This window comes from Fibrobacter sp. UWP2 (assembly GCF_900141705.1).
Classification (GTDB): Bacteria; Fibrobacterota; Fibrobacteria; order Fibrobacterales; family Fibrobacteraceae; genus Fibrobacter.
Genome location: NZ_FQYM01000035.1, coordinates 1 through 22,968, shown reverse-complemented (window position 1 = coordinate 22,968; position 22,968 = coordinate 1). Strand labels below are relative to the sequence as shown.

Annotated in this window: 24 protein-coding genes; all 24 read right to left on the bottom strand. The window is 50.6% G+C overall.

What is annotated here, in order from left to right:
- Window positions 1-28 precede the first annotated feature (28 nt).
- The 24 genes from BUB55_RS12315 to BUB55_RS12190 all read right to left on the bottom strand — a co-directional run bounded on the left by BUB55_RS12315 (window position 29) and on the right by BUB55_RS12190 (window position 21,973).
- On the bottom strand, window positions 29-1,087 hold the full coding sequence (locus BUB55_RS12315) for a hypothetical protein (protein WP_073191926.1): 1,059 nt from the start codon (window positions 1,085-1,087) through the stop codon (window positions 29-31).
- Window positions 1,088-1,101: 14 nt separating this feature from the next.
- Window positions 1,102-1,653 (bottom strand): hypothetical protein, encoded by a 552-nt coding sequence (locus BUB55_RS12310; protein ID WP_143153060.1) that lies wholly within the window; start codon window positions 1,651-1,653, stop codon window positions 1,102-1,104.
- 19 nt (window positions 1,654-1,672) lie between these two features.
- Entirely contained in the window at window positions 1,673-2,578 is a 906-nt protein-coding gene (locus tag BUB55_RS12305) for a hypothetical protein (RefSeq protein ID WP_073191922.1), read from the bottom strand.
- Window position 2,579: 1 nt separating this feature from the next.
- On the bottom strand, window positions 2,580-3,503 hold the full coding sequence (locus BUB55_RS12300; RefSeq protein ID WP_073191920.1) for a putative phage tail protein: 924 nt from the start codon (window positions 3,501-3,503) through the stop codon (window positions 2,580-2,582).
- On the bottom strand, window positions 3,496-4,635 hold the full coding sequence (locus BUB55_RS12295) for a baseplate J/gp47 family protein (RefSeq protein WP_073191918.1): 1,140 nt from the start codon (window positions 4,633-4,635) through the stop codon (window positions 3,496-3,498). Before BUB55_RS12295 ends, BUB55_RS12300 begins: the two co-directional genes overlap by 8 nt.
- A complete protein-coding gene (locus BUB55_RS12290) occupies window positions 4,635-5,069 on the bottom strand; it encodes a phage GP46 family protein (RefSeq protein ID WP_159431988.1) in 435 nt (144 codons plus the stop codon). Before BUB55_RS12290 ends, BUB55_RS12295 begins: the two co-directional genes overlap by 1 nt.
- Before the next feature lie 55 nt (window positions 5,070-5,124).
- Window positions 5,125-5,655: a phage baseplate assembly protein domain-containing protein gene (locus BUB55_RS12285; RefSeq protein WP_073191914.1), complete on the bottom strand. Its 531-nt coding sequence runs from the start codon at window positions 5,653-5,655 to the stop codon at window positions 5,125-5,127.
- Window positions 5,652-6,716: a phage baseplate assembly protein gene (locus BUB55_RS12280; RefSeq protein ID WP_143153059.1), complete on the bottom strand. Its 1,065-nt coding sequence runs from the start codon at window positions 6,714-6,716 to the stop codon at window positions 5,652-5,654. The genes BUB55_RS12285 and BUB55_RS12280 overlap by 4 nt, the downstream gene beginning before the upstream one ends.
- Window positions 6,709-7,932 carry a DNA circularization N-terminal domain-containing protein gene (locus BUB55_RS12270; RefSeq protein ID WP_073191908.1) on the bottom strand — a complete coding sequence of 408 codons (1,224 nt, stop codon included), beginning with the start codon at window positions 7,930-7,932 and terminating at the stop codon, window positions 6,709-6,711. The genes BUB55_RS12280 and BUB55_RS12270 overlap by 8 nt, the downstream gene beginning before the upstream one ends.
- A 306-nt stretch (window positions 7,933-8,238) precedes the next feature.
- Window positions 8,239-9,972: a phage tail tape measure protein gene (locus tag BUB55_RS12260; RefSeq protein WP_073191904.1), complete on the bottom strand. Its 1,734-nt coding sequence runs from the start codon at window positions 9,970-9,972 to the stop codon at window positions 8,239-8,241.
- 121 nt (window positions 9,973-10,093) lie between these two features.
- Window positions 10,094-10,357 (bottom strand): phage tail assembly protein, encoded by a 264-nt coding sequence (locus BUB55_RS12255; RefSeq protein WP_073191902.1) that lies wholly within the window; start codon window positions 10,355-10,357, stop codon window positions 10,094-10,096.
- A gap of 86 nt (window positions 10,358-10,443) precedes the next feature.
- The gene (locus BUB55_RS12250) at window positions 10,444-10,821 is read right to left on the bottom strand and encodes a phage tail tube protein (protein WP_073191900.1); all 378 of its coding nucleotides are present in this window, start codon (window positions 10,819-10,821) and stop codon (window positions 10,444-10,446) included.
- Window positions 10,822-10,833: 12 nt separating this feature from the next.
- Window positions 10,834-12,390 carry a phage tail sheath C-terminal domain-containing protein gene (locus tag BUB55_RS12245; protein ID WP_073191898.1) on the bottom strand — a complete coding sequence of 519 codons (1,557 nt, stop codon included), beginning with the start codon at window positions 12,388-12,390 and terminating at the stop codon, window positions 10,834-10,836.
- Complete coding sequence (locus tag BUB55_RS12240) at window positions 12,390-12,599, bottom strand: DUF2635 domain-containing protein (RefSeq protein WP_143153057.1); 210 nt, start codon at window positions 12,597-12,599, stop codon at window positions 12,390-12,392. The genes BUB55_RS12245 and BUB55_RS12240 overlap by 1 nt, the downstream gene beginning before the upstream one ends.
- Entirely contained in the window at window positions 12,592-13,152 is a 561-nt protein-coding gene (locus tag BUB55_RS12235; RefSeq protein ID WP_073191896.1) for a hypothetical protein, read from the bottom strand. Before BUB55_RS12235 ends, BUB55_RS12240 begins: the two co-directional genes overlap by 8 nt.
- Window positions 13,149-13,496, bottom strand: a complete 348-nt coding sequence (locus BUB55_RS12230; RefSeq protein ID WP_143153056.1) for a head-tail joining protein — start codon at window positions 13,494-13,496, stop codon at window positions 13,149-13,151. The genes BUB55_RS12235 and BUB55_RS12230 overlap by 4 nt, the downstream gene beginning before the upstream one ends.
- A gap of 9 nt (window positions 13,497-13,505) precedes the next feature.
- Window positions 13,506-14,543 carry a major capsid protein gene (locus BUB55_RS12225; RefSeq protein ID WP_073191893.1) on the bottom strand — a complete coding sequence of 346 codons (1,038 nt, stop codon included), beginning with the start codon at window positions 14,541-14,543 and terminating at the stop codon, window positions 13,506-13,508.
- An 18-nt stretch (window positions 14,544-14,561) separates the two neighbouring features.
- Window positions 14,562-15,233, bottom strand: a complete 672-nt coding sequence (locus BUB55_RS12220; RefSeq protein ID WP_073191891.1) for a hypothetical protein — start codon at window positions 15,231-15,233, stop codon at window positions 14,562-14,564.
- A gap of 3 nt (window positions 15,234-15,236) precedes the next feature.
- On the bottom strand, window positions 15,237-16,529 hold the full coding sequence (locus BUB55_RS12215) for a S49 family peptidase (RefSeq protein WP_073191889.1): 1,293 nt from the start codon (window positions 16,527-16,529) through the stop codon (window positions 15,237-15,239).
- Window positions 16,530-16,536: 7 nt separating this feature from the next.
- Window positions 16,537-18,087 carry a phage portal protein gene (locus tag BUB55_RS12210; RefSeq protein WP_073191887.1) on the bottom strand — a complete coding sequence of 517 codons (1,551 nt, stop codon included), beginning with the start codon at window positions 18,085-18,087 and terminating at the stop codon, window positions 16,537-16,539.
- Between the two features lie 5 nt (window positions 18,088-18,092).
- A complete protein-coding gene (locus BUB55_RS12205; protein WP_143153055.1) occupies window positions 18,093-18,320 on the bottom strand; it encodes a hypothetical protein in 228 nt (75 codons plus the stop codon).
- 361 nt (window positions 18,321-18,681) lie between these two features.
- Complete coding sequence (locus BUB55_RS12200) at window positions 18,682-19,377, bottom strand: hypothetical protein (RefSeq protein WP_073191882.1); 696 nt, start codon at window positions 19,375-19,377, stop codon at window positions 18,682-18,684.
- Window positions 19,374-21,260 (bottom strand): phage terminase large subunit family protein, encoded by a 1,887-nt coding sequence (locus BUB55_RS12195; RefSeq protein ID WP_083597015.1) that lies wholly within the window; start codon window positions 21,258-21,260, stop codon window positions 19,374-19,376. The genes BUB55_RS12200 and BUB55_RS12195 overlap by 4 nt, the downstream gene beginning before the upstream one ends.
- On the bottom strand, window positions 21,260-21,973 hold the full coding sequence (locus BUB55_RS12190) for a hypothetical protein (RefSeq protein ID WP_073191880.1): 714 nt from the start codon (window positions 21,971-21,973) through the stop codon (window positions 21,260-21,262). Before BUB55_RS12190 ends, BUB55_RS12195 begins: the two co-directional genes overlap by 1 nt.
- Window positions 21,974-22,968: the final 995 nt, after the last annotated feature.

Below are 22,968 nucleotides of genomic sequence, written 5' to 3'. Positions count from 1 at the left end.
TGCTTGGTGTTTTTTTGCTGAACCAAATTTACAAGTTGGAGACCACCTTTTTCTTTTTGGTTGCAGAAATTTCAACTAACTTTGGGGCATCTTCCGCGTCCAGCCCTGCAAAGTTCCCGGACGTGGCGCTCGCGACCTTGTTGGCCTTGTTGCCCAAGTCAGTAGTGAGGTTCGTCACCTGCGATTCAGCAATCTGAATAGAGGTGGCCGTAGCGGAAATCTTGCCGTCCGTCTCGCTCAACGCGGAGAGCGTCTTGCTTGCACCGAGGTTCGCTGTAATGTTTGACACGTCCAGCGCATTGATGGCATCACGTACGGCCTTCTCGGAGGCCGCCTTGTTGTTCTCGGACGATACCGTGGACCCGATGCTACCTGCGAGCTGGACGACGCCCTGCTGTGACGTGGTAGCGGACTGGATTGTTTTCTTGGTGGCGGTGATTTCGCCGTTTGCGTCCTGCGAGATGGTAGCGATGGCGGTCAGCGTCGTGCCGCTTGCGGTCGGGTCGCTCTTGGCGGTCTGCTTGAGCTTGAACTCCCCGTCCATGCTTTGCCAAATGGCGGTCTGCGTCTGCCCAGTCCCCGTCTTCCAGAAAATCAGGTCTTCGCCCGCACGCACTGCGATGTTGCCGAGGGTGACTGTTCCCGAGTCGCTTGCGATGACTCGGTCGCCGTTGTTGAGGTTGTCGGCGGTCCATGTGTTGATGGTCGCGACGGTCTGCTTGCCGAGGTAATGGCCCTGACCCGAAATCTGTGCGTCGACGTAGCTCTTGACGGCGCTATGCGTCGCAAGCACGCCATCGTTGTCGGAGACTGCGCCGCCCTTCGCGGCATCGGCAATCTTGTCCAGCGTCACGGCCTTGTCGTTGATTTTGGCTGTCGTGACGGCAGAATCGTCAATCTTGGAGGTCGTGACCTTCTTGGAGCCGATGGTCGTGGAGATTGAAGGGTTGGACGTGAAGTCGGTTGTCGCTGATCCGCTCACGTCGCCCGTGAGCGAAATCTGCACTTGGTCTTCAAGGCCCTTCGCCTTGATAAGGTACTCGTCGCCGTTGTCGTCTACAATCTTGGATAAATCGTGTTGAGCCATAGTTCAACTCCTGTTTAACTTGCCAGTACCCCACGATAGAATCGCAGGGTGTTCGTTGCCGCATACCTCATGCGGAGTAAATCATTTGGGGTAGCAGCACCCACTTGTGCTGCCGTGACCTGATGGGGATTGTCCGTCCGGGATGCATGCGCGGTAACGGACGCCTGCACTGCAGCTATCGACGCTGTAACCACCGCAATCGAAGACGCAAGGTCTTCATCCTTCACGTAGCCAGTCAGATCGATGTGCAGCAAAGTCGACCATTTTCGACCATCCCAGCGGATAAGGTCGCCAGCCGTCACAATGAGCGTAGTTCCATCAGAATTGAATACCGTACCGCTATCTTTCATGGCCCAGATGTCACCAGGCTGCACATCCTGCATCGCGCCAATTTCGGCGACCGTGGCGGATCCCTTGATTTCAAAATCGGAACCATCATGAATTGCTTTCGCAATCGGCTTGGCAATATTAACCATCGCCTCGTCAGAACTGGCGACGCTGAAATTCTCCAGGCCAGCAGCCTGGAGACCTTTCGTCAATTCTTCAAGGATGGATTCGTAGGACACCCGGCACCTCTAACAAAACCTATCGAACAGAAAGCGCCGATTCAGGAGACAACGGATACCATACGCTGCCACGCTTTACAAGTTCAACACCCGTCCCAGCTCTCATAATAAAGTATTTATCCGACGATACCGCAACACCACTGACACTGCCAGATACATTAAGGCAATACACATGCATTCCATCAGTCATCGAAGTATACAAGGGATCATCCACCAAAATAGACGAATAGCCATGGGCTACATTAATACTTACATATTCGCTAGCAATACCGTCCTGAAAATGGGCCTTCTTGCTAAAGACCACCGGAGCGTTGATTCCGATAGAGCCGCCATTGGTCAAAGAATAGATATTATCAGCACGGACATTACCGTAATGTATCCCATTTGTATTTCCCGTCAAATTACCGGAGACATTGCCGTTATGGAATCCTTCCGTATCGCCAATCAATTTTTTGCCTTCGGCAACTGTTACGTTATTCCGGAAAGTCGTAGACCCGTTTACGATTAGATTTTTTACGAGCTCGAGCGTTTCATCGATATTGAGAGTCAATACGCCCTGAACAGTGACTTCTTTTACATTAACACCGTTAATGCAAAGCCCCGTCGCAGTAAGTTCCACATCGAGGTGGCTTCCCTGGAATCGGATTCCTCCATTCGTGATATTCGTCGTTCCGTCAATTCCAGAAATGTTGATTCCGCTTCCGCCCACTTCAATCCCGGCCATAAAGATTGCCAGCAAAGCATCATAAAGCTGGTGCGGATGGCTTCCATCAAGAGTAATCCCAGCCTGTTCGATAAACTGGGCAATTTCTTCCTGGACGGCATTCAACCATTCGGCGTTAATAACCGTAGCAAACTTCCCTTGTTCCGGGACACCGTCAGAAAACATGTGATTTACATGATCTTCACCATTCGTCCTAAGCATATCAGGCTCCTTGTGAATAGGCGTACAAACATTTCGTGTGCGCCGGTTTCAACTTTTCAATCATCGCATAGAAATCAGGATTCCCCCACGATCTCAAACGCATTCCACTGCGGGCATTTCCGCACACAAATTCTTCGTCCTGGCGCTCCCCTTTTTCATTACCACAGCGCAAATCAATAACGCCGCTCATTCCAGAATTAGACCTTATCATCCAGTAAAAACGCTTTTGGTCTTCGTCATCAGTAATCTGGCTGAATTCAGAGGGATTAAGCCAATACTCATATATATTCGCGTTAATACCAAACAACGCCGTAATAGACTTAAAAAACGAGATAGAACATCCGCCCTTCTTGCACGATTTACGGTATATTTCGGACCTGCGTTTCGCCGCTATATCAGCCGCCGTTCCAGAATAGACAACACCTTTTTCAGGAAGCTGCAATTCATCTTCCCATTCAGAAAAGGATTCCGTATGCGTTGGAGACGATTCTTTTACAAAAAAACCGACCAGATTATAAATTTCGAGAACGGAATAAGCAAATCCCTTCATCAGCCGATAGAAAACACCGTCACTCCCCTTATACCATGATATTCCTCTTGGAAGCAACCCAAGCAACGCCACGCAAAGTTCGTCAACAGTATGTCTGATTTTTCCTGTAACAGGAAGTTCCGCCACATCCGCAAGAACATAAACCACTCCTACATCGACACTGTCGTTTAAAGATTCCCCAATCTTCAGCGTAAACGAACCGGCACTTTCGCCAGCCACAATTTCCATATAGCCGTCATCACAATCGAACACCACAGCTTGAGTTTCGCCAAACCATGCCTTTATCGAATGCGTAAATCCCGCGCCGTAAACAAATACGGAGCCTCCTTTGGCCACTTTCTTGCCAGCATAGTTTCTGACAAGGAAATCAGGCATTGTAATCTCTCCAATCTATTTCACCGATAATAGGCATTTCAGCGTCATCCATATCCAAAACAGCATACTGACCACCAGATATCGCAAACACGGCCAACTTTTCTGCATTGGAAGATTCCAAAAGCTTCACAGAAAGCGCTTCCGTCCGGACCGTATCTCCGGGCGAGTAAGAACGAAGTACGTTCTTTAGTGCAGAACGGACGGAAGCGCGAACATTGTTATTATTCGGTTCAATACATATCGCAAAATCAAGCTCTTTATCCTTGCACGACACGACCGTCACAGCGGCCGTAACCGGGCGACGTTCATCAGAAGTAACGTAATCCTCGACATCCTGGACAACTGCCTCGCCAACTTCAACAGACTCACCGACAAGCTGATCGTCAAAATGACAAAGCACACATCGAACACCGCCGGCATGAGGATAGTTCTGATTTACAATACACCGTGACACGCCTGCAAAACGTTCCGCCCACGACTTATAATCGCTGACACACCCCCCACACGGTTGATTCCTTCGATATTCCAAAAGACGCGAACGATAGTTCTCGACAGTTTCCCCCCATCGTTCAACGCCACCATTCACGACTACTTCGTAAGACATCCCTCCAAAGAACCCCCCATCACCAACAACAGGTTCAGAATCCACACCATCCGGCGACCCATCACGAAATTCAAGAACCGTTCCTTCCGGAATATTTCCACTTTCACCAGATCCAACTGCAAGAAAACTGACAGGAGTTCCCTCACTCCCACCAGCAAGCACCGTATCAGACACAGCCTCAAACTCTACCCCATCTTCAGTCGTTAGAACAGTCCCTTGCGGAATTGTCGTAGACGCAGAATCAGCCTTAACAATCACTTTGCCCCTCGCATAACTCTCCGGCTTATTGGGAAGGCTGAAATCAGTACCAGCATTGACCAACCCTTCCACATCCGAAGACGTGAGGAACAAATTCCTCCACATAGACCGAAGCAGAAGCACAAGCATGAAGGCCACGCCGGCAAATACACGAGCAAGAACCTTGAGAACGCCCTTTCTTAAAACAGACCCTTCGCCATAAAACGCCGACGCAAGACCATTTTCAGCGGTTCGCACAAAATCATTTAAAGACGGTGTAGAGAACGCCATCACGCAACCTCATTCCACAAAATTTCGTATCTAAAATCTTCACGCTCGCCACCATTCTTGATAACGACTGAAATACAGAGATATTCTCCTTTAAATTCAGCTTCAGCGTCAACAGAACCAGCTACGCCATCGTCGACAAGCCAACGCAAAGAATCCTTTACATATTGTACTGCCAGCAGCTGCCGATTTTGCTGATTGGGCTCTTTCGAAAGCGTATGGACCAAACAGCCCCACACATCACCTTCAATAGTCGGCTCTCCCCACCATCCATCGTCCTGAAGCTCTTTTTTGAAAGATTTAGCGGCACCACGGCCAAGCGAACCGACAGATACAAGTACAGCGCTTTCAAGCGACTTGCCCAATTGCAAATCACCATTTTCAAAAGCTAGGTCATAATAGCCGTCATTTCGACACTGTAGCTTAAGGTCGCCCATGCCCATATATTAAACTTTTCGTCAAGGCTAAAGGCTTTTTTGGTAACAACAAATTTTACGGCCCGGTCGTGGGTGCAGTCGGGCCTACGGCGGACGGGTGCGTGTGCTTGGTAAGGTGCATCAGTCCATCGGTCATAGTGCCGCCGGCATCGACGCACAGCGCGGCAAAATCCTTTGTCGCCCACACATTGCCGACCACATTCACGTCGCCCTCGACGCGCATCACCTTGCCGTTTTTGGGCTTTACAAGCACGGAGCCGTCCTTTTTAAGCACGATGCTCGACCCGAAAGAGGTATGCAGGGCCACCTCGCCTGACTCCAAATCGATAGCCATCTTTTTGTCTTCGCCACGGCTCGCGACGACCACGCCGTTGTCGCGGGAACCGCCGATGAACAAGGCCACGCCGCCAACCTTCCCAACCGGCCTGCTCGTGAAACCGTATTGCTGGTAGAAATCCACCTCGTCACGTGTTTCGCCAGCAAGCAGGGATAAATCGACCGTATTGCCACCGCAGGCCGTAATAAGGCACTTGCCAACCATAAGGCGTATTCTCGCCTTGATTGGATTTAGGAGGCGCTCCATCATTTTTTTGCCTCCGAAGCCATAGTTTTTGCCCGGATACTTGCCCAAGGGTCTGCCTTACTCTTTTTCGCCTTTCTTGCCGGAGGTTGAGTATAATAATCCCTACGAACAAGCTGTAAATGTGCGAAAGTCCCGGTAGAATCATACGAAAGCTCAACCTCATTCACAAGCATCGTCTGAACCCACTGCCCAAAAAACGCCGGAATAAGACAATCAACAAGTACGCCAGGCTTCCAAATCTTTCCGTCATTCCTTTTCCAGCCAGCAAGAGTCACGTTTAACGTCGTCGATTTTGCAGAACGGCTCAAGACTTCAAATGACGCACGTTGTTCAGCAGAATCAGCGTTGCCATAACCCTCATCAACCAACACAAGACACCTGGAACGGCCGATTTCGCCATCTTTAGATTCTCCACGGTGCTTAGTCTTCGGGTCGCTGGAGCACAAAACCACATAGTCGGAAAAACGTTCGGAATTATTGAATGTCACATCAGCCGAAAGGACATTGACTCCCTGGCGAATGAAATCTTCCACAAATTCGAATTTAGAATCATTGACAAACTTGACGGAGCCCAAACCGTCCGAAAAACAGACCACATCTTTCTGCCGACAAACATCAGACACAATATCGGCACCAGTACACCCAGGGTCCGGACAAAATTTCACTATTTTTCCATTGTCTTTCACACCATTCGCGTCAAAAAGTATTTTAAACGCAGAACACACTTCGCCTACAATTTGCGACACAGTTCTATTTTTCCAAGATTTTCCAAAATCCTTAAGCGAACAATCCACCATATCACAAGTTTTTTCACGGCCAGAAATATTTATTGAATGACTTCCTGGAGAAAAAGACGAACTAAGTTCATCAACATAGCCGTCCAAAAGAAGCTCTTTATCACATTCAATCCGGACAGCATCGCCTGGAAACAAAACAGGTGAATCAAAATCGTCGGCCACAAACTGAGAAAGAGAAAAACCGTTGCACAACGTTGAAAGAGATAGGCCGACACTAACGGACTCCCAACCACGCACAAGCACTCCATTTTTTAGCACTTTAATCATCGCAAAGAACCATCATCCTATCCGACGGCTTCACAAAAAGCGGGTCCCGATAACCATTACGCTCAAGTACAGACTCAACATCATCTAGGTTACCATGCACTCCATAGACTAAAGAAAGCAGATTATTGGTCGCAGGCAGCTCGATTTCCACTTCATACGGGATATTGCTCAGATTGTCGCGAAGATACTTCAGCGCAACGGCTTCAAGCGCTTGGGCCTGCAAATAGAGATCAACATCATCCGCATCGGCAAGCATCGCTTCAAAAGCGTCATGCACGTCATCTTGATAACGTTTAGCTTCATCGACGTTCAAAAATTCACAATCAACCACATTTTCAGCCACCATCGATGCACCAGTCATCCTGACAAGCGACACCAACGCAGTTCTATTTTCAACAGTCTGGATTTCAAATGCCTCTGTCGACGCTAGAGTAAAACCCATCAACGCAATACCGTTGGATACATTATCCTTCGGACTGACATCTATTCCAAGAATTTCGCCCGACATCGTTATAAGGTTCTGCACGCGAGCAACAAAATCACCTGGCGACATCAGGAGGACCTCAATATTAGACTTAATACTGCCAACCTGTCTTACAAACTCAGCCGCCTTTTGGACCGATTTTCTGCAAGAATAAACCGCGTCAACAGCCTTGTAAGACATTTCGACAGCCTTGTCAAGAATAGACTTGCTTTTTCCTTTAGCCTTGAAGCTTTTCGACGTCTTGTCAGCCACAGATTGCCGAAGATCCACCGCTTTCTGTCGAGTCTTGCCAGAAAGCGAAACCTCCATATTACGAAGTTCGAAATCATTTTCCGGAACAAATGTCACGGAACCGGAAATGTATTCCTGGTAGTCTCCGTAAGAAAGATTGATCGGGGAGTTGACACGGGCCTTGAATACACCGAAATACGGATGAATGAGTTCACCAGGCCCTTCCTCGTTACAGACGCGCAGGAAATCGTTTTTCTGGTTTTCGGCGTCCTCGCCTACAAAGTAAATGTTAAACGAATACTTCGGGACATTGATGCCCGTGTCCTCGTTCACATGGTCATTTGAAAACGGGATGCTGTTGGTCTGGACGTTGCGCCCACCGCCCGAAAACTCGGTCGATTCGAAGAAAAACGGCACGCCCTTGAATGAACCCGCAATACATTCAACGGGCTCGCCGCGCACCGGTATGGTCACTTTCTGGAGTGTATCGATATAAGCCAAAGCGGACCGCCTGTCTAACTATTCCATTTAAACATACGATATTTGGCTATTACAAAGGGATGTTTGGTAACAGGAAATTTTAGCAGTCTTTGCAATGAAAAATACCGACATAGAACAATGTCGACAAAACCTGGGCGGACAACGCCAAACCCAAAGGCAAAAAAACTACGGCGACCATGAACGTATCTAAAAACACATACGCACACAAAGAAGCCATAATAATTATAGCCAACGCAAATAGTGCCAAAAAGATTTTCATATCTATAAAATATTCCTTTTTAGACAAAAAAGCAAGCATTTTATCGACTAAAACGCTGGCATCATCGAATTTCCGTACATAGAAGGGTCACTAAACCCTATTTTCCTAACCTCGGCAACTTTATGCGGGTCTTTTATACGAATCTCCATAATCTGGTTCGTATTTTTGTTGATTGTCTTTGTACTAGTAATTGATTGGAAAAGTTCGGATTTTTCAACACTCTCAGGAGGCGGAATTTCATCCATCGCTTTCGCAATAGGATCTTCGGGAATACCGCTAAAATCAACCTTCCCTCCAAAAATTTTATTACCAAATTTACCAATACCTTTAATAATATCACCAACAGGCCCTAAAGAATCCAACCATTCAACCGTAATATCCCTTAAAATTCCAAACGATTTAACAATACCATCAAAACTGGTAAAGCTCATCTCATCCCATCGATCAGCAATCTTTTTAACGAGCGGCCACAATTCCTCGACAATCAATAGCCCCCATCCAAGAGGCCCAAACGACGCCTTGAGAGCAGTTCCAAAACGTTTTAACACCGGAATAACACCTTTGGCAGCACCACCAATACCCAAAAAACTCAATTTAAGTTTCGGTAAAAACATCAATGCCTTTTTAGCAGCGCCCACAAGAATCTTTCCAATATGCATAACAACAACAAACAAGCCACGAACTAAAACAGCTCCAATCTTTGTCAATGCCACAAACGCCGACGCCAAAGGTACAAAAACCGACCCAATCACAAGCGCTCCCAACGTTTTCACAATACCAAACCAATCCACAATCTTTTCTATTACAGATAAAAATCCAGCTATCCCACGAAGTAATCCTGGAAGCCGATCAAGAAAAACGTCCACCAACTCGGGCAGCTTTTCAACAATCTTCATGAACGACTTTACATATTTTTCCTTATTTTTAGAAAACACTTCCGTAATCTTTTCAACGGCTTCCGTTAATACCGGGATAACATGCGTTCCGATTTCAACAGCCATTCCACGGAAAGCCCAGTGCATAGCGGTCAACGAGTCGTTATACCGCTCGGAAGCCTCCGCCTGTTCTTTAGTCATTATCCCATACTTCTCAACCTGTTTCATCTGCGCTTTTATAGCGTCAGGGCCTTGTTCTAGAAGATTGACCATTCGGCCACCTTCTTTTCCAAAAATTTCAACCGCCGCATAAAGTTTTTCTGTAGCAGTCAGACTAGTCCCAACAAATTTTGAACTCAAATCAACAAGAAGTTGTTCTGAAGACTTAACTGTTCCGTCAATATTTTTAACCTTGATATGCAAAGCTTTAAACGCTTCGGATTCTTTCTTAACCCCTCCAGCAGCACGCAATGCAGTCAGAGAAAGCCGTTGCATATTTTTTTGCATATTTTCAACAGGAACGCCAGCTAGTTCCGCAACATATTCAAATTTTTGCAAACTTTCAACAGACATTCCAAGGCGTTTAGACGTTTTCGCCAAATCATCGCCCATCAATGCAACTTTATTAATTTTAGAAACAAGTAGTCCAGTCGCACCGGCAATAATACCAACACCAGTACCGATACTTGTTATTGAATGGAAAATAGAAGAAGAATGATCTTTTAAATCCGTTAAACTTTTGCGAAGCGCTTTAAAACCGCTGACACGGTCGAATCTTTTAAACGAATATTCAAGTTTTTTGATAGGCTGTAATGCATGGTTAACACGCTTTTCAAACAAAAGAAATTCTTTCGAAAAGCCATCCGTTACAGAAATAACTGTTTCTATTCCAGTTTTATTAGCCATACTTAAAGTCTCCGTTCCGCATCTACAATTCTTCTAGCATTCTTAGCCCAAAAAGAAAGTTCGGAAGCAGTCATCCGATTCATTTCAGAAGGCTGCATACCGAACTTCAACCCAAGCATCACTACGTCTCCAAGGATTCCGCTTCGCCAAACCCGAAAAAAGGCGTAACAATTTTGCTAATAGCGATAGAATCAGGAATGGAAATCTGAGCAACTTTAGGCAGCGGCCATCCGGTCGCAGCAACAAGCATAGCCCCCATTTTATCGCCGGTTCCTTCCGCATTCGTAATGCGGATCATGTCGCCGGTATTGAACTCTTCCTTGAGTTCGACGGTTTCGATAGTTTCATTACCGAACTTGAACGGCTTCTTGAATTTGTATTGCATTTTTAGCTCCTTTTGTTGTTTGTTAAAAAAATGCGGAAGCCCAAGGACGCGGGGATTGCTCCCCACGCCCAGGAGCTAAGGCATCATCAAGACATGATTTCGGTTGCCTTGTCGCCCTGGAACTCGAACGAAACTTCGCCTTCGGCTCCGCTTACAGTCGGGTCGCCAGTGAACGAGCAGTGCGGGAAACTGACCACCTTGCCGTTCGGGCAGTAGAGCGTAATCGTGGCGTCCTTCGTTTCGCGAAGAGCCTCGATATCCAACTCGGAGGTGTTCGTAGTGGTTCCGGAAATACGGCTGTTGACCTTCTCGACCTTGTTGCCGTGGATCTTGCCGTCACCAGCGCCGCGAATTACCGTGCGCTTGGTGCCACCGATATCGAACTCAGGGTCGCCCTTGAGCAGGAATTCAAGTTTGTCGACATACATCGTGTAGATGCCGCCAACGTCATCAAACTGAGACATTTCACAACCTCCTTATTCGAACTGCAAGAGGGTCTTGCTGATAAAGAACTGTTTAATCAGGTTAGCGGGAGCGAGGAACAGCAGCGCGTTCGGGTCGTTCGGGTCGAGTTCAACAACGACATTCTGCTTGAACAGGTCGAAGTTCTGAACAAGGCCCATCTTCATCCAATCCTGGTAACGGGTGAGCAATTCGGACATACCCTTCTTCGGGGTCATCACGATCTGGCCCGGACCAAATTCGTCACCGTCGGCCGCAAGTTTCGCTCGCGGATACTTTCCGGACAGATAGTTGTTCCAATCCCAACGAAGGAAGGACAGCGTTAACACCGTTTCGAGCTGGCGATAACTGATGTCACTCGCGCCGTTTGCCTTGTACTTGTAGGTTGTCACCGTCCTGTTCAAGTAAACCGTGCCGTCGTCGCCGACGAACAGTGCAGCAACGCCAGCCTCAAGGATAGCGTTGCGGCTGGTTACGCCAAGGCGCTTGGCACGCTTGGGAGCAACAACGCCCTTCACCGCGACATTCGAGAGAGGCAAGGCCGGGTCATTAAGAGCGGACGCGGCGCAGGCACCCATCACGGCAGCCGCAATATTGCACGGAGCAGTCGGGGAATCCGGGAGGCCAGGCAGGCAGAGTACATGGGAATTACGGGCATTGCCCGCAGTGATTTCGGCGGTCATGTCGCCACCAACGCAGTAGAACAGGACGCCCGTCTGCTGCTTCATGGCAGTCCAGCGTTCATCGAGCTTTTCCTTGATGTAGGCCACGTTGCCAGTGTTGGTGTTGTCGCCCTGGTTGATTGCAATTGCGTTGAACCAGGTGCCTTCGATAAGGTTGCCGACATTCTCTGCAGTGAATTCGGTATCGCCCGAACCATCCGCGAGTTTAATGACATCGGTGCTCGCAAATTCGCTAATCGAAACGCCAGCCGGAGTCTTTTCGCCCTCGTTCAAATTCAGGAAAACCGCAAGGTCATTTCCGGCAGCACCCTTGTTTTTCGCGGTAAGCGTGACCACGTTGGACGCAACAGTTGCAACCACAGGCAAGTCGACCAGGGAATCAATCTTCGCCTTCACGTTGCCAGCGATAGTGGCAGCATTGTCGGTGTCAATCACTGTAACGGTAACCGCCTGACCGGCGATATTGAGGTTAAGAGAACCGCTTTCAGTGGCAGGCCCAGCAAACGTGAGAGTCTTAGTCGCCTTGCCGGCATCTGCGGACTGTCCGGAACCTGCAGGAGCATCTGCAAGCGCAAGGCAGTAAAGTTCCATGTAGGGAGCATTCTTGAGGAAGTTCTTCGCCATGAGGGCAATCTGCGAACCCCTGCCAAACAAGGAGTCAGCCTGGTCGCCTTCCATAATGCGAACGAGCTTGCCGGTATTGTCGGCACTAGGACGCCACTTCTTTTCGGCATCCGGAGTGCTTCCGTCAATCGCCCCGACCGCCTGGCCGATCAAAAGGTTTTTCCACGGCATCGGGCCAGGTTTCGATGCACGTTCGTTGTTGATTTCCACGGCAAAAATCGGAACAAGGTTGCCCGCCGGGATTTCATTGAACGGGATAGTCATTACCGTTCCTCCTTGCTGTTTGTTTTCGCGGTATTCATTTTCGACTGCTGCCTGCCTTCAGAAACCGCAACAAGCGCCCCCTCGGACATACAGCGTTCCACGAAGGAGTCAACCACGACCATTTCTCCTTCCGGGAAAATATTGCGCCCACGGGTCGGCAAAAACACCGTAACCCCTTCAGCGGGCTTCAAGAAAATTTTTCTAGGCATTACTCGGCCTCACATTGGTTACAAATTCCTGTTTCAAGTCTTCGCTATCACCAGCCCGGATAGTAGTCTTTGCACGCAAGAAATCATTTACAGGGCCACCGACAGGCAGCGGGACGCCGAACATCGTCTCGAACGTTATCCGCTGCAAGCCTCGGCTCATTTCACCCTGCTCAGAAAGGTTGTTCTCGACACCCGTCACGACAAAGCGTTTCGTAAGCCCGCCAAAGAAACCGCCTGCAGGCATTGGCGGCTGCAAAGCCGTAATTACCGCGACGGAAGCATCGTCAAGAGTATCGTTGACATTATCGCCTTCGCTCTGGCAAATCACATCTACCACAACGTTAACAGACACAACATACTCTTTCGGGCTGGTTCGCTTGTCCTCGAACCTGATGGAGTCCGTGTAGACGACCGCAACAAGGCCTTCTTCAGGCCAAAGGTTCTCGCGCCTGGCTTCGTACACATTCTCGCCAATGCCTTCGATATTGGCAGCAACAAGAGCATTTACGACTGCATGGCGCAATTCCTTGATTGTCGAAAGAGTCAAACTCATGCACGGTCCTTCAGGTAATAGACAACAACACCATCTTTGGGAAACTCGAAATCCTTAGCCACGATTCTGCGTTCAGAATGAAATTCGTTCGCACTCAATACAAACACATCGCCTTTACGGGGCGCACCTCCAGGCAAATCGGAGGCAGAAACAAAAAGGCGGGGATTGTGCGAAATCGCATCGACGTTTCCACCCAACCCCTCGCCATTCAGCGGGAGTTCGTCATAGAGCCCCTTCATCGCATAGGTGGAACCGTTACGCTCAAGCGTAACAGTCTCGCCGAAGTCATCCGTATTCAGGAAGACCGTCTGCAAGTCATCCACCATTTGCGACTTAAAGCTCACGACAACCTCTTACACCACCTTACGGGAAATGATGCCGCCACCGACGTTCGGGACGAACAGCGGGCAGGATTCTTCCTCGATAATCTTGGACTTGCCGTCCTTGATCCAGGTGTAGGCGTAGGCCTGGCACACGTTCAGCGAGCCGTCGGTACCATCGGCGATTGCACCGTAGTGCATTTTGAAGCCAGCGCCGGCACCGATAAGGGTGATCTTGTCCTTCGGATACATCTCGATATCCTTCTTCTCCGATTCGGAGTAGAAGAAATCGTCATAGGTGACGATGTCCATGCCGAGGATGTGAGCCATGCGAGTCACGTAGTCGGTGTCCATCTCGCCCGGTTCGATTTCGCCGAAGTTCATGCGGCGATTGTCCATGTATTCCTTCACGGCCTTGTTCTGAATGAAGGCTTCATAGGCATCGGAGCCCATGACACAAAGGAAACCGCGACCGCCACCGTTCTTGGCGAGAAGACGCTTCTGCGCAAGGAGGTAGGTAATCGGGTTGGAGTTTTCGGCATCAAACTTGTCACCGGCAGCGGCAGCGGTCAAGTTGCCTGCAGGGATGTTCAAGTTGATAGTGCGCTTGCCAGCATCGAAAATCACTTCCACCTTGCCGGTAGTCATGGCTTCGATAATCTGCTGCTCTTCGCGGCGTTCGATGGACTGGCGAAGGTCAAGAGCATCCTTCATCAGCTTCTGGAACTGGATCTTCTCGGCAGAAGAACCGCCGTTGTCGTAGGTGAACACCATTTCGGCGTTTGCAGCGACTTCGACATCGCGGCGAGTCAGGTTGCGCTTCGGGTGCAGCGTCGGCACAGTCACGACAAGGCGTTCGTAGCCGTCGCGGCCAATCACCTTGCCATCTTCGTCGTCATCGGAGACATACGGAGCGATAAGGCGCGTCTGCTTTTCCTGCTGGAGGATGAGATTCTTGGTCTTGTGCAGGTCCGTCGCGCACATCTTGCGGAAGAACTGCGAGGGTTTGAAATTTTCGCCAAGGAGCTTCGTGAGCTCGTGGCGATCTTCGAGAGTAATTGCTTCAGGCATTGTTTACACTCCTTTTGGTTATTCCTTGACAGCGGCCACGCCCTTGAAGAAAAGGCAACGTGCGGCAAGCTTGTCCTTGACGGTTTTTGCATCGATGTTTTCGTCGATGATGGCGGCGGCATCGGCAAAGCAGCCGGTGCGTGCCATATCGGCATAGCCCGCTTCATCAGCAGCGGTCTTGATGTCCTTGAGAAGGTAGCCGACAGGTTCCTCGGTTGCGTCGGCAATCGGGAAGAAGCCACCTTCGACGGCGTCTGCACCCTTGACATCTTCGGACTTATTGCCGATGGTGAGGGTCGCAGTCGTTTCGAGCGTGATGGTGGTGGAATCGGTACCAACAGCCTTGGCTTCGAGAACCAACTTGCCGTTCGTAGTGTCGGCAGTCACGGTGAACTTCGTGTCTGCGGCTGCAGCGGTCACGACCTTGCCAAGCACGGCGGCGATAGTAGTATCGCTGGAACCAACGTTGGCGACGTAACTTGCAGAGCCGATCGCGAGAGTCACGGTCTTGTCGGCGGCGGCAGTGTAAGCAGACAGGGCGAAGGAATACTTTGCCTTTGCACCATCGCTCTCAATGTGTTCGACAAGGATGGTTCCGCGCTTGAGGTTCTGGTTCTTCCCGATTTTTACAGTTTCGCGCTGGATCGGGAATTCACCAGCGATATCATTGTCGAATTTGAGTTCAGACATGTCTTACCCCTTTTTGAAAAATTCGTTGCTTACTTCAGCAGCCCATTCGGAATGCTTCTTGGTTTCGTCGGAAGCCGTCACATCGGAACCGCCGTGAACAGAGTTCTGCGCAGCATTGCTCTTTTCAAGCGCTTCGATAGCGCGCTCCCTTTCGCTTGCTCCGGCAGGCTTTTTCTTGGCTTCGTCAAGTTCGGCACGAGCCTTCACAAGGTCTTCGGCCTGGGCCTTGATTTTTTCCTTGGCCTTCGCGAGAGCGAAAGTGGTCGCTTCGGCGACAGTCTTTTCGCCATCGACGAATCCCGCCTTTTCTTCGCCGGTAATTTCGAGACCAGCAAAGACATCTTCGATGGAAGCGACACGGGCCTTGTAATCGGCGACAGCCTTGGCCTTGACGGCTTCCATATCCACAGCCTCGGGCTTTGCAGCCTCGGCTCCTTTAACGTTAGTTGCCATAAAGGCACCTCCATTACTGATCCCTTGTCGTTTCATTTCTTCACAGACGTCATCAAGGGACATAACGCCGTCCGCAAGTTTTGCTGCGACAGCCTTGTCGCCAATAAACACGCCTCCCTGGCCAAAGTTCTTCTTCACATCTTCAGCAGTCGTGCCACGGTTACGGGCAACGGCGTCGATGAAAACTTCGGCAAGAGAGTTCAATTCTTCCTTAATCAGTTTCAGTCCTTCCGGGTCGCCCGGGTCCGGGGCCTTGTTCGGGCTCAAATCAGAGACAACCACGGTCGTCTCGACGATGGACTTGCTGAAATTCGTGAACGCGCAAAGGACGCCAATAGAACCAAGCGTCCCGTTGCTCGCCGTAAACACCTTTTCGCAACTGGAACCGAGCCAGTATGCGGCAGAACACATCATCCCGCCGGTGCGGGCGACAATGCCGTAGGGCTTCGAGCCACGCGCATTGAAAATCTTGTCGGAAAGGTCAGAACACCCGCTCACTTCGCCGCCGGGGCTGTTGATATCGAAGAGAATTCCCTTCACCGATTCGTCGGCAAGGCATTCCTCGAAAGCTGCCTCGATGCTGTTGTAGGTATCCTCATCGAAGTAATAAGAAAGCCAGTTGCTACGGTAAGACAGCGCACCGTCCACGTGAATGACCGCAATGCCGTCATCGCGACGGGTGATATTGTTCACCAGGTCGAGTTCGCCATCGGGCTTCGTAGCACCCTTCCAGTGCCCTTCGTCATCCACGACCTTCAGGTTCGTGGACGCGACGACATCGGCATCTTCCTTGCGGATAGCAAGACGAGTGCTCAAGATTCTGTTCAACATACTCTTCTTCATTTTCTACCTACTGCAGAGCGGACTGTTCAGGGTCGTCGCTCGTCACGCTGAAATTCTCTGTCTTGGATACAGAACCAGGTTCACCGATACCGAGTTCCTTGCGTAGTGCAAGTTCGTTCGCATGGCCTTCGGCAACCGTCCTGTAGTCGCCGCCGTTGATCATGGCGCAAGCCGTGTCTCTCGAAATCAACTGCTCGTCAATCTGCATCTTGATGGCGGCAGTTTCCTTCTGCGGGTCAAGCAAGAAGGCGGCATCGCCAACCCAAAGGCACTGGCTCCAAAGTTTTCTCTTGATCGGATCGTCAAAGAAACCCGGAGCATCAATAATTCCCAGGAGCACTGCGTTTGCAAGCCACTTCTCGTAAATCGGCTTGCAGAAATCCGCCACAAAGTTCATGCACATTTTCTTGAAAGTCTTCTGGCTTTCGAGCAAAGCAGCACGAACGGCGTTGTAACTGTTATTGAACTTACGGAGCACGACCTCGAAACTCACGCCACAAGAGGCCGCAGCCTCGGCGAAGATGCTCTCGACAAACGGCTGGTAGTTCACATTCGGACGCTGCGGATTAAGGCTGCTGATTTTCTGCCCCTGCGCAAGCGACCACACGGCACCCGGCTTCATTTCGAGCGACGGGTGCGCACCGCCAGGAATGGCGTTGCCGTAACTGTCAGTCTTGTCGACGCGTTCTTCTTCGGGCATGTTGCCGTAAAGTTCTTCGGCCTCGTCTGGGATATTGTTTTCGAGAACCGCCGTAAAACACGCGCTGATTACAGCCGCCATGAGTTCGGCATCCTGGTAACGCTCTTGCTGCTTCAACTGGCAAATGACCGGAGCGAGAAGCGGAACGCCGCGACGCTGGTCCGTGCGGTCCGCTGTAAAGACGTGGACTACGTTCGGATTGCCAAACGCATCGAACGCAGGAACCCTTACGGAGTCTATAAAATCGGTATAGTCATCAAAACTCCATACGGGCTTCTGCGTAAAGTAATAAGCCAGCGGAGCGTGATTCTTGTCGACCTCGATGCCTTCGGCAAGCGCATCGGAATTCATCTGCCCGAGCGGGTTCTGGACGCGTTCGCCTTCGAGCAGCTTGACGTTCATTCCGTATGGAGCAAAATTCTTGTCGAAGCAAGAAAGCGCGAAGCAGTCGCCACCCAGCAGCGCCGTTTTCAGCGCGAGGTCCTGCAACTGGAAAAAGTTGTTCGTCTTTTCGGCATCGCACTTCTTGTCGGTCGCCCAGAGGTTGAATAGGACCTTCGTCTTGTTCGCCCACTTTTCCGCTTCTTCACTTGTGAGCCCGAGCATTTCGGACAGCATCAGGTTCGGGCGCGCCTTTATTCCGGTCCCGACAACATTCGTGTCGAAACTCGAAATCATCGCACGGCTGAACGTGTTATTCTGGAAGAGCTGACGGCTGCGGCGACGCAGAACATCGAGGTCGCCCGCAATATCGCGGTCGGCAGAACCGTGCGGCGCATAGAATGCGCGGAGCGCTTCCGTTACGACCGAAGCCCCTTTCCATGCAATTCCATGAGCACCTACAAGATTCTTTGCCATAGACCCTAATGCGGAATCGACGCGACACAGAACGCCTTGCCACGGCGCAACCCTTTCGCCGTGGCGAGACGCCCCAACCACAAGTCCAACTGTTTCTGACAACTATCTACCGACGCGCGGTTCAAGGACCGGCCACCGATAGAATAACTCTGGGCCTCCAAAGCCTTTTCGAGTGCCGCCCTAGATTTGGCGACCATGCTTTCACAGAGTTCGACAGGATATAGTTGAGCCATAGCACCAAAATAGCCTTAATGCAATAGCTAACGGCGTTTTTGGTAACACAATAATTTTGGGCCGTCAACAGCTTAACCATTGTTTTAACTTGGATTAACTTTTTGTTTGCCTTTTTGGTTAATTTTGGTTATATTATGGGTATGGAGAAGCAGAACAAATCCTCAACAAAACTTATAAGGCATGTAGTTTACGCTTGCCTTTATTGGGGATTTTATGCACTAGGCCACCATTTTTGCTCTCAGATTGAAATTGATGGAATAAACATTCTGCACGAATCTGGAATAGAGCCAATTATAGTTACGATTTTCGTCTACATTGTATCCGCTTTTTGCGTAGCAACAATGTCAGAAACAACGTCCTCTACTTCGCGCTCTCCAGAGCCTTCCGATAAGCAGCCTCAAAGTCAGACTTGATGTACTTTTCGTAAAAGAACTTTACGATTTTCTGCCATCCCCATCTTGCCGGCACAACCACCTTCGGGTACAAGGCATACAACCATTCCAACTTCCGGGACCCAGCGATGTGACGGGCAATAAAACGCACGCCATCCGAGCGTTCCATCTCGAACGGATGATACTTTGAACTTTTACGTGCCGACGGCCTGTTTTCACCGTACTTACGACCGTTTCGTACCCTGGAACGGCGCTTGCTCTTTTCCGCATCTGCAAGCAATGCCGAAACGTAATAACCCGGTTTGACAGAGCCCTTTGACGTCAACCCACCCTTCTCGGTAACGCCAGGACGAGGCACGGCCACACCCTTTCCAGGCTTTGCGACCTTTTCCCCACCGTATTCCTGGCGGGCCATAAACAACTTGTCCAGGAAAATGCGGGCCGCAGGCACCTTCTTGTCAGCCTTGTCGATACGGATCAGGTTTGGCAATCCTTTCGAACGCATAGTAAACTTACGCGGATAATCCTTGATGAGAGCTCGGCGAGCCCGGAACGCATTGGCGTTAACCGCCTCCTTCATGGCATACGGCAGTTGTTTTTCGCGCACGTCGCGCACGCCCTTCAGCAGTTTATCGACATTGCAGGTCACATGGAAACCCATCATAGTTTCACTCCTTGGTTTACAACGAAACCTCTCCGGATAGGCTGTTTCTTCGCCGGGTTCCTGGTATAACTCTTTCCGGAATCAGCAAGCTTGTCCACATCGATTCCAACCAGGTTGATGGCCGCACGTGCATACACGCGACAGTCCAGCGGCTCGTTTCTATCATATATTTTTTCGTAGGAATGTGTCAAGAATCCGCGACTCATGTGTGACTTTTTCACTTCAGACTCGGCAAGCTGCTTGAAATGTTCCTGGTCATAAATATCCTTGAGCGGGAAATGACAATATCCTGGACCAGGCTTGTCGAAAGAAAGAACGTTGAAGAACCAATCCTTAATGGTATCGGTGCCCACGGTAATCAACTTCGCATTCTCTGCAGAGGATTTTTTCGTCGAACCAGGGCGACTGATAACCGGACGATTAGGTCCACGCGCACCGATGCTCGCGTAAATGCGCCGCCACTCACGCTTAGCGCAATACTTGTAAACGGCGACCGTCTTATGGCCACCCGAGTCCACAAGCGCCGAGGCCACATAGAGCGGAGTGCCATCGGCCTTGGAGTAACTAGAGTTAATCAGGATGTCATCGAGAGTTTTCCACACGTCATCCTGGTCCGGGTCTCCCGGAATAATCATATAGTCGATGCTCCAGCTTTCTAACCCACGGCCCCAGCCGACAATCTCCACTTCAAGGCGGTCGTCCTGCGTATCCACGCCGGCAGTCAAGAGCACCGCACCGTCAGGGACCTCGCAACCGTAATTCTCGCGACGCAGGAAGAGTTCCGAAAAATCGTGGCGGACCTGGTTTTCTTCATCCCAGGCGCGGCCTTCCACGTTGTTTGTCCATACCTTAAGTTTTTGAGGGTCGCCCTTGGCTTCCAGGAATTCAATCACGGCTTCTTCCCAAGAATACCACCCGAGCGGGCTATAGAACGCGCTCAAATGGTAGCTCGGGTAAGCTCCATTCGGGTTAGTGGGCACCCACTGCCCCTGCGCCATCAGTTCTGTCTTTCGCCATTCCTGGTATTCGCCATTGCAGTGCGGACACTTCATGCGCACAGTATATGGCAAGTGGTTGCCGTTCGCGTCCTTGTCCCAGACCAGGTGCTTGAATTCCCACACGTGCAACTCGCCACAGTGCGGGCACGGCACGTTGTAGTATCGCTGGTCACCCGCCTCGAACTTCTTTGTAATGCGGCACTTGCCCTTGATGGTCGGCGTCGAGTTCCAGAAGCGCTTGCGGCGCGGAAAGTTCGTAGTGCGCCTCTTTACAAGATCGCACGGGTCGCCTTCGCCGTTGCAGTCCAGCGGCCAACCCGAGATTTCGTCACAGAGTACCACCTGCAGGGGCTTTGAGCGCAGCTGCGATGCCGAACCGCCCGAACCGAGGAAGAAGATGCCGCCCGGATACTCCTTGCAGCCGGCAGTGTCGCCCGTGAAATACTGGTCCATCTTCATTGCCGCAAATGTCGGTGCAAGGCGCTGGCGTTCGAAATCTGCGGCCGCGTCGTCGGTGGTCTGGTAAAGGCCAATCGGGCACGGGCTCTGCAGCATGTAGTAGAGCGCAGTGTTGATCATGCACTCCGTTCCGCCGACCTGTGAGCCTTTCATAAAGGCGACGTCGCTGCATGGACTCTGCGGGCTGAGCATATCCATGATTTCGACCAGGTAAGGCGTGCGCTCATTGGTCCACTTGCCCTTCGAAGCGGACGCCTCGCCCGCCAAGAGTCGGTTTTCTGCAGCCCACTGGCTAATCGTCTGATCTTTGGGCGGCGTGAGCCCCTGAATCAACCCGCCAAGGCAGAAATCCACGTTGCCTGTATAAGGCAGCGTGTTTTCGAATTTCTGCGCAACGGCAGTCGGTTCTGTCAGCTGTTCAGACATCAGTCTAAAAAGTTCTCCGGAGTGCGGTCGCTCAAGTCCTTGAGCACCGTAATCGATTCCTTACGGATGATTTCGCCGATTTCGTGGTTAGAGTCCTTCATGGCCACGCGCAGCTTTTCAGCCTCGATTCCGGACATGCTTAACTGCTCCTGGATATGACCAACAATCTTCGGAGCAAGCTGCACGTACATGTTCATGACCTTTTCCTGGATCATGGCTCCAATCTGGTAGGCCTTCAGGAACACCGTCTGCTTGTCGACAAGGCGACCTTCAAGTTCGTCGGCCTTGAATTTTGCCACTCTAGCGTTGTGGAACTCTTTTTCGGCTCTCGAAACTTCGAATTCCTGACGTTCCTGCATCACGGCCCCTAGATCGAGTCCCTGGACTGGAGCCGAAACGGGCTTTGGTGCCTGCGGATTCTCGTTGGCAAGCACGTGCGCCATCGCCTGGGCATCGATGTTGTCGTAACCGGCGGCCATTTGCCCGCGAGTCGGAGTAGTAACCTTGCTGCGGTCCTTCTTGAGCGTCCACTGCTGCGCCGAAATTACCTTGTGGTAGCACTTTTCGCCACGCGAATTCCGGAAAGTGTCAAGCCGTCCCTTGGTAGTCGCCTTCGATACTGCCGCACCAGAGACACCGATCTGCTTGGCAAACTGGGCCCCTGTTTCAAGTTCTTCGTCCGGGTAGGAATGTTGATGGCGTTGGTAGTCCATTGTTAACCTCTAAACCAAGATTAACCGAAAACGCCGTTAAAGAGTTAATTTTGGTAACACGAAAAAATCACTCGGCAACCCGGGCCCCCGTTAACCCACCCGAAAATCTCAAAAAGTTGGATTCAAAGTCGCGCGCGCCCCCCCATCGGAGCGTCGCGAGTTGTAGCAACCCTTTTTGACGGGGGGCCTGGGGCGGGGGTGGGTGCCCCTGGACTTGATTAACTTTGAGTTTAACCGATTAACCTTTACGCAAGGCGGCAGGCCGAGCACACATCACAGACAACGCTCAATTGCAAGCATTCAAGCGGGCTTTGACGATTAACCGACGCGCAGGCATAAACCGCACGGACGGTTAAGATAGAGGTTCACAGCGCACGCGACGAAGCCGGAACAACGGCGTTAACCCACACGAACGGGGCGGGAGCCCACCCTGTCGTTAACTTGTTAACCGCTAAATTTGCGCAAATTTAGCCACTCGCCCACCCGGGCGCAAGCACTTTGCAGGCACCGCCACGGCCGCACAGCGCGGCCCACAGCGCTCTCTTTTGGCTGCCTGCATACGAGAATGCCCACGACGCGGGAAACAGCCCAGAGCGCGCGTAGAAGCCTTCAATCCATCATAAGGAATCAATGGTGCCCGCGAACATATTGGCTGCCACAGCGCACAAATATGCGCGACGATTGGCCATGACACTCGCATACACGAATGGCCGATACCCTGCGACAACGCCCAAAATGCGCGAAATTCGCGAAAGCGCGTGTGTTTGTCAAGAAAAGAAAATTTCAGTATGATTAAATACACTACTGAAAACACTCTCTGAAAATGGGTACTGATTCTTATCTATATATCTATAAGTAGTAATTAAAAGGAATTATAGATGTAGATTGAAGTAGCAATATGAAGATGCCCCAAAGTTAGTTGAAATTTCTGCAACCAAAAAGAAAAAGGTGGTCTCCAACTTGTAAATTTGGTTCAGCAAAAAAACACCAAGCAA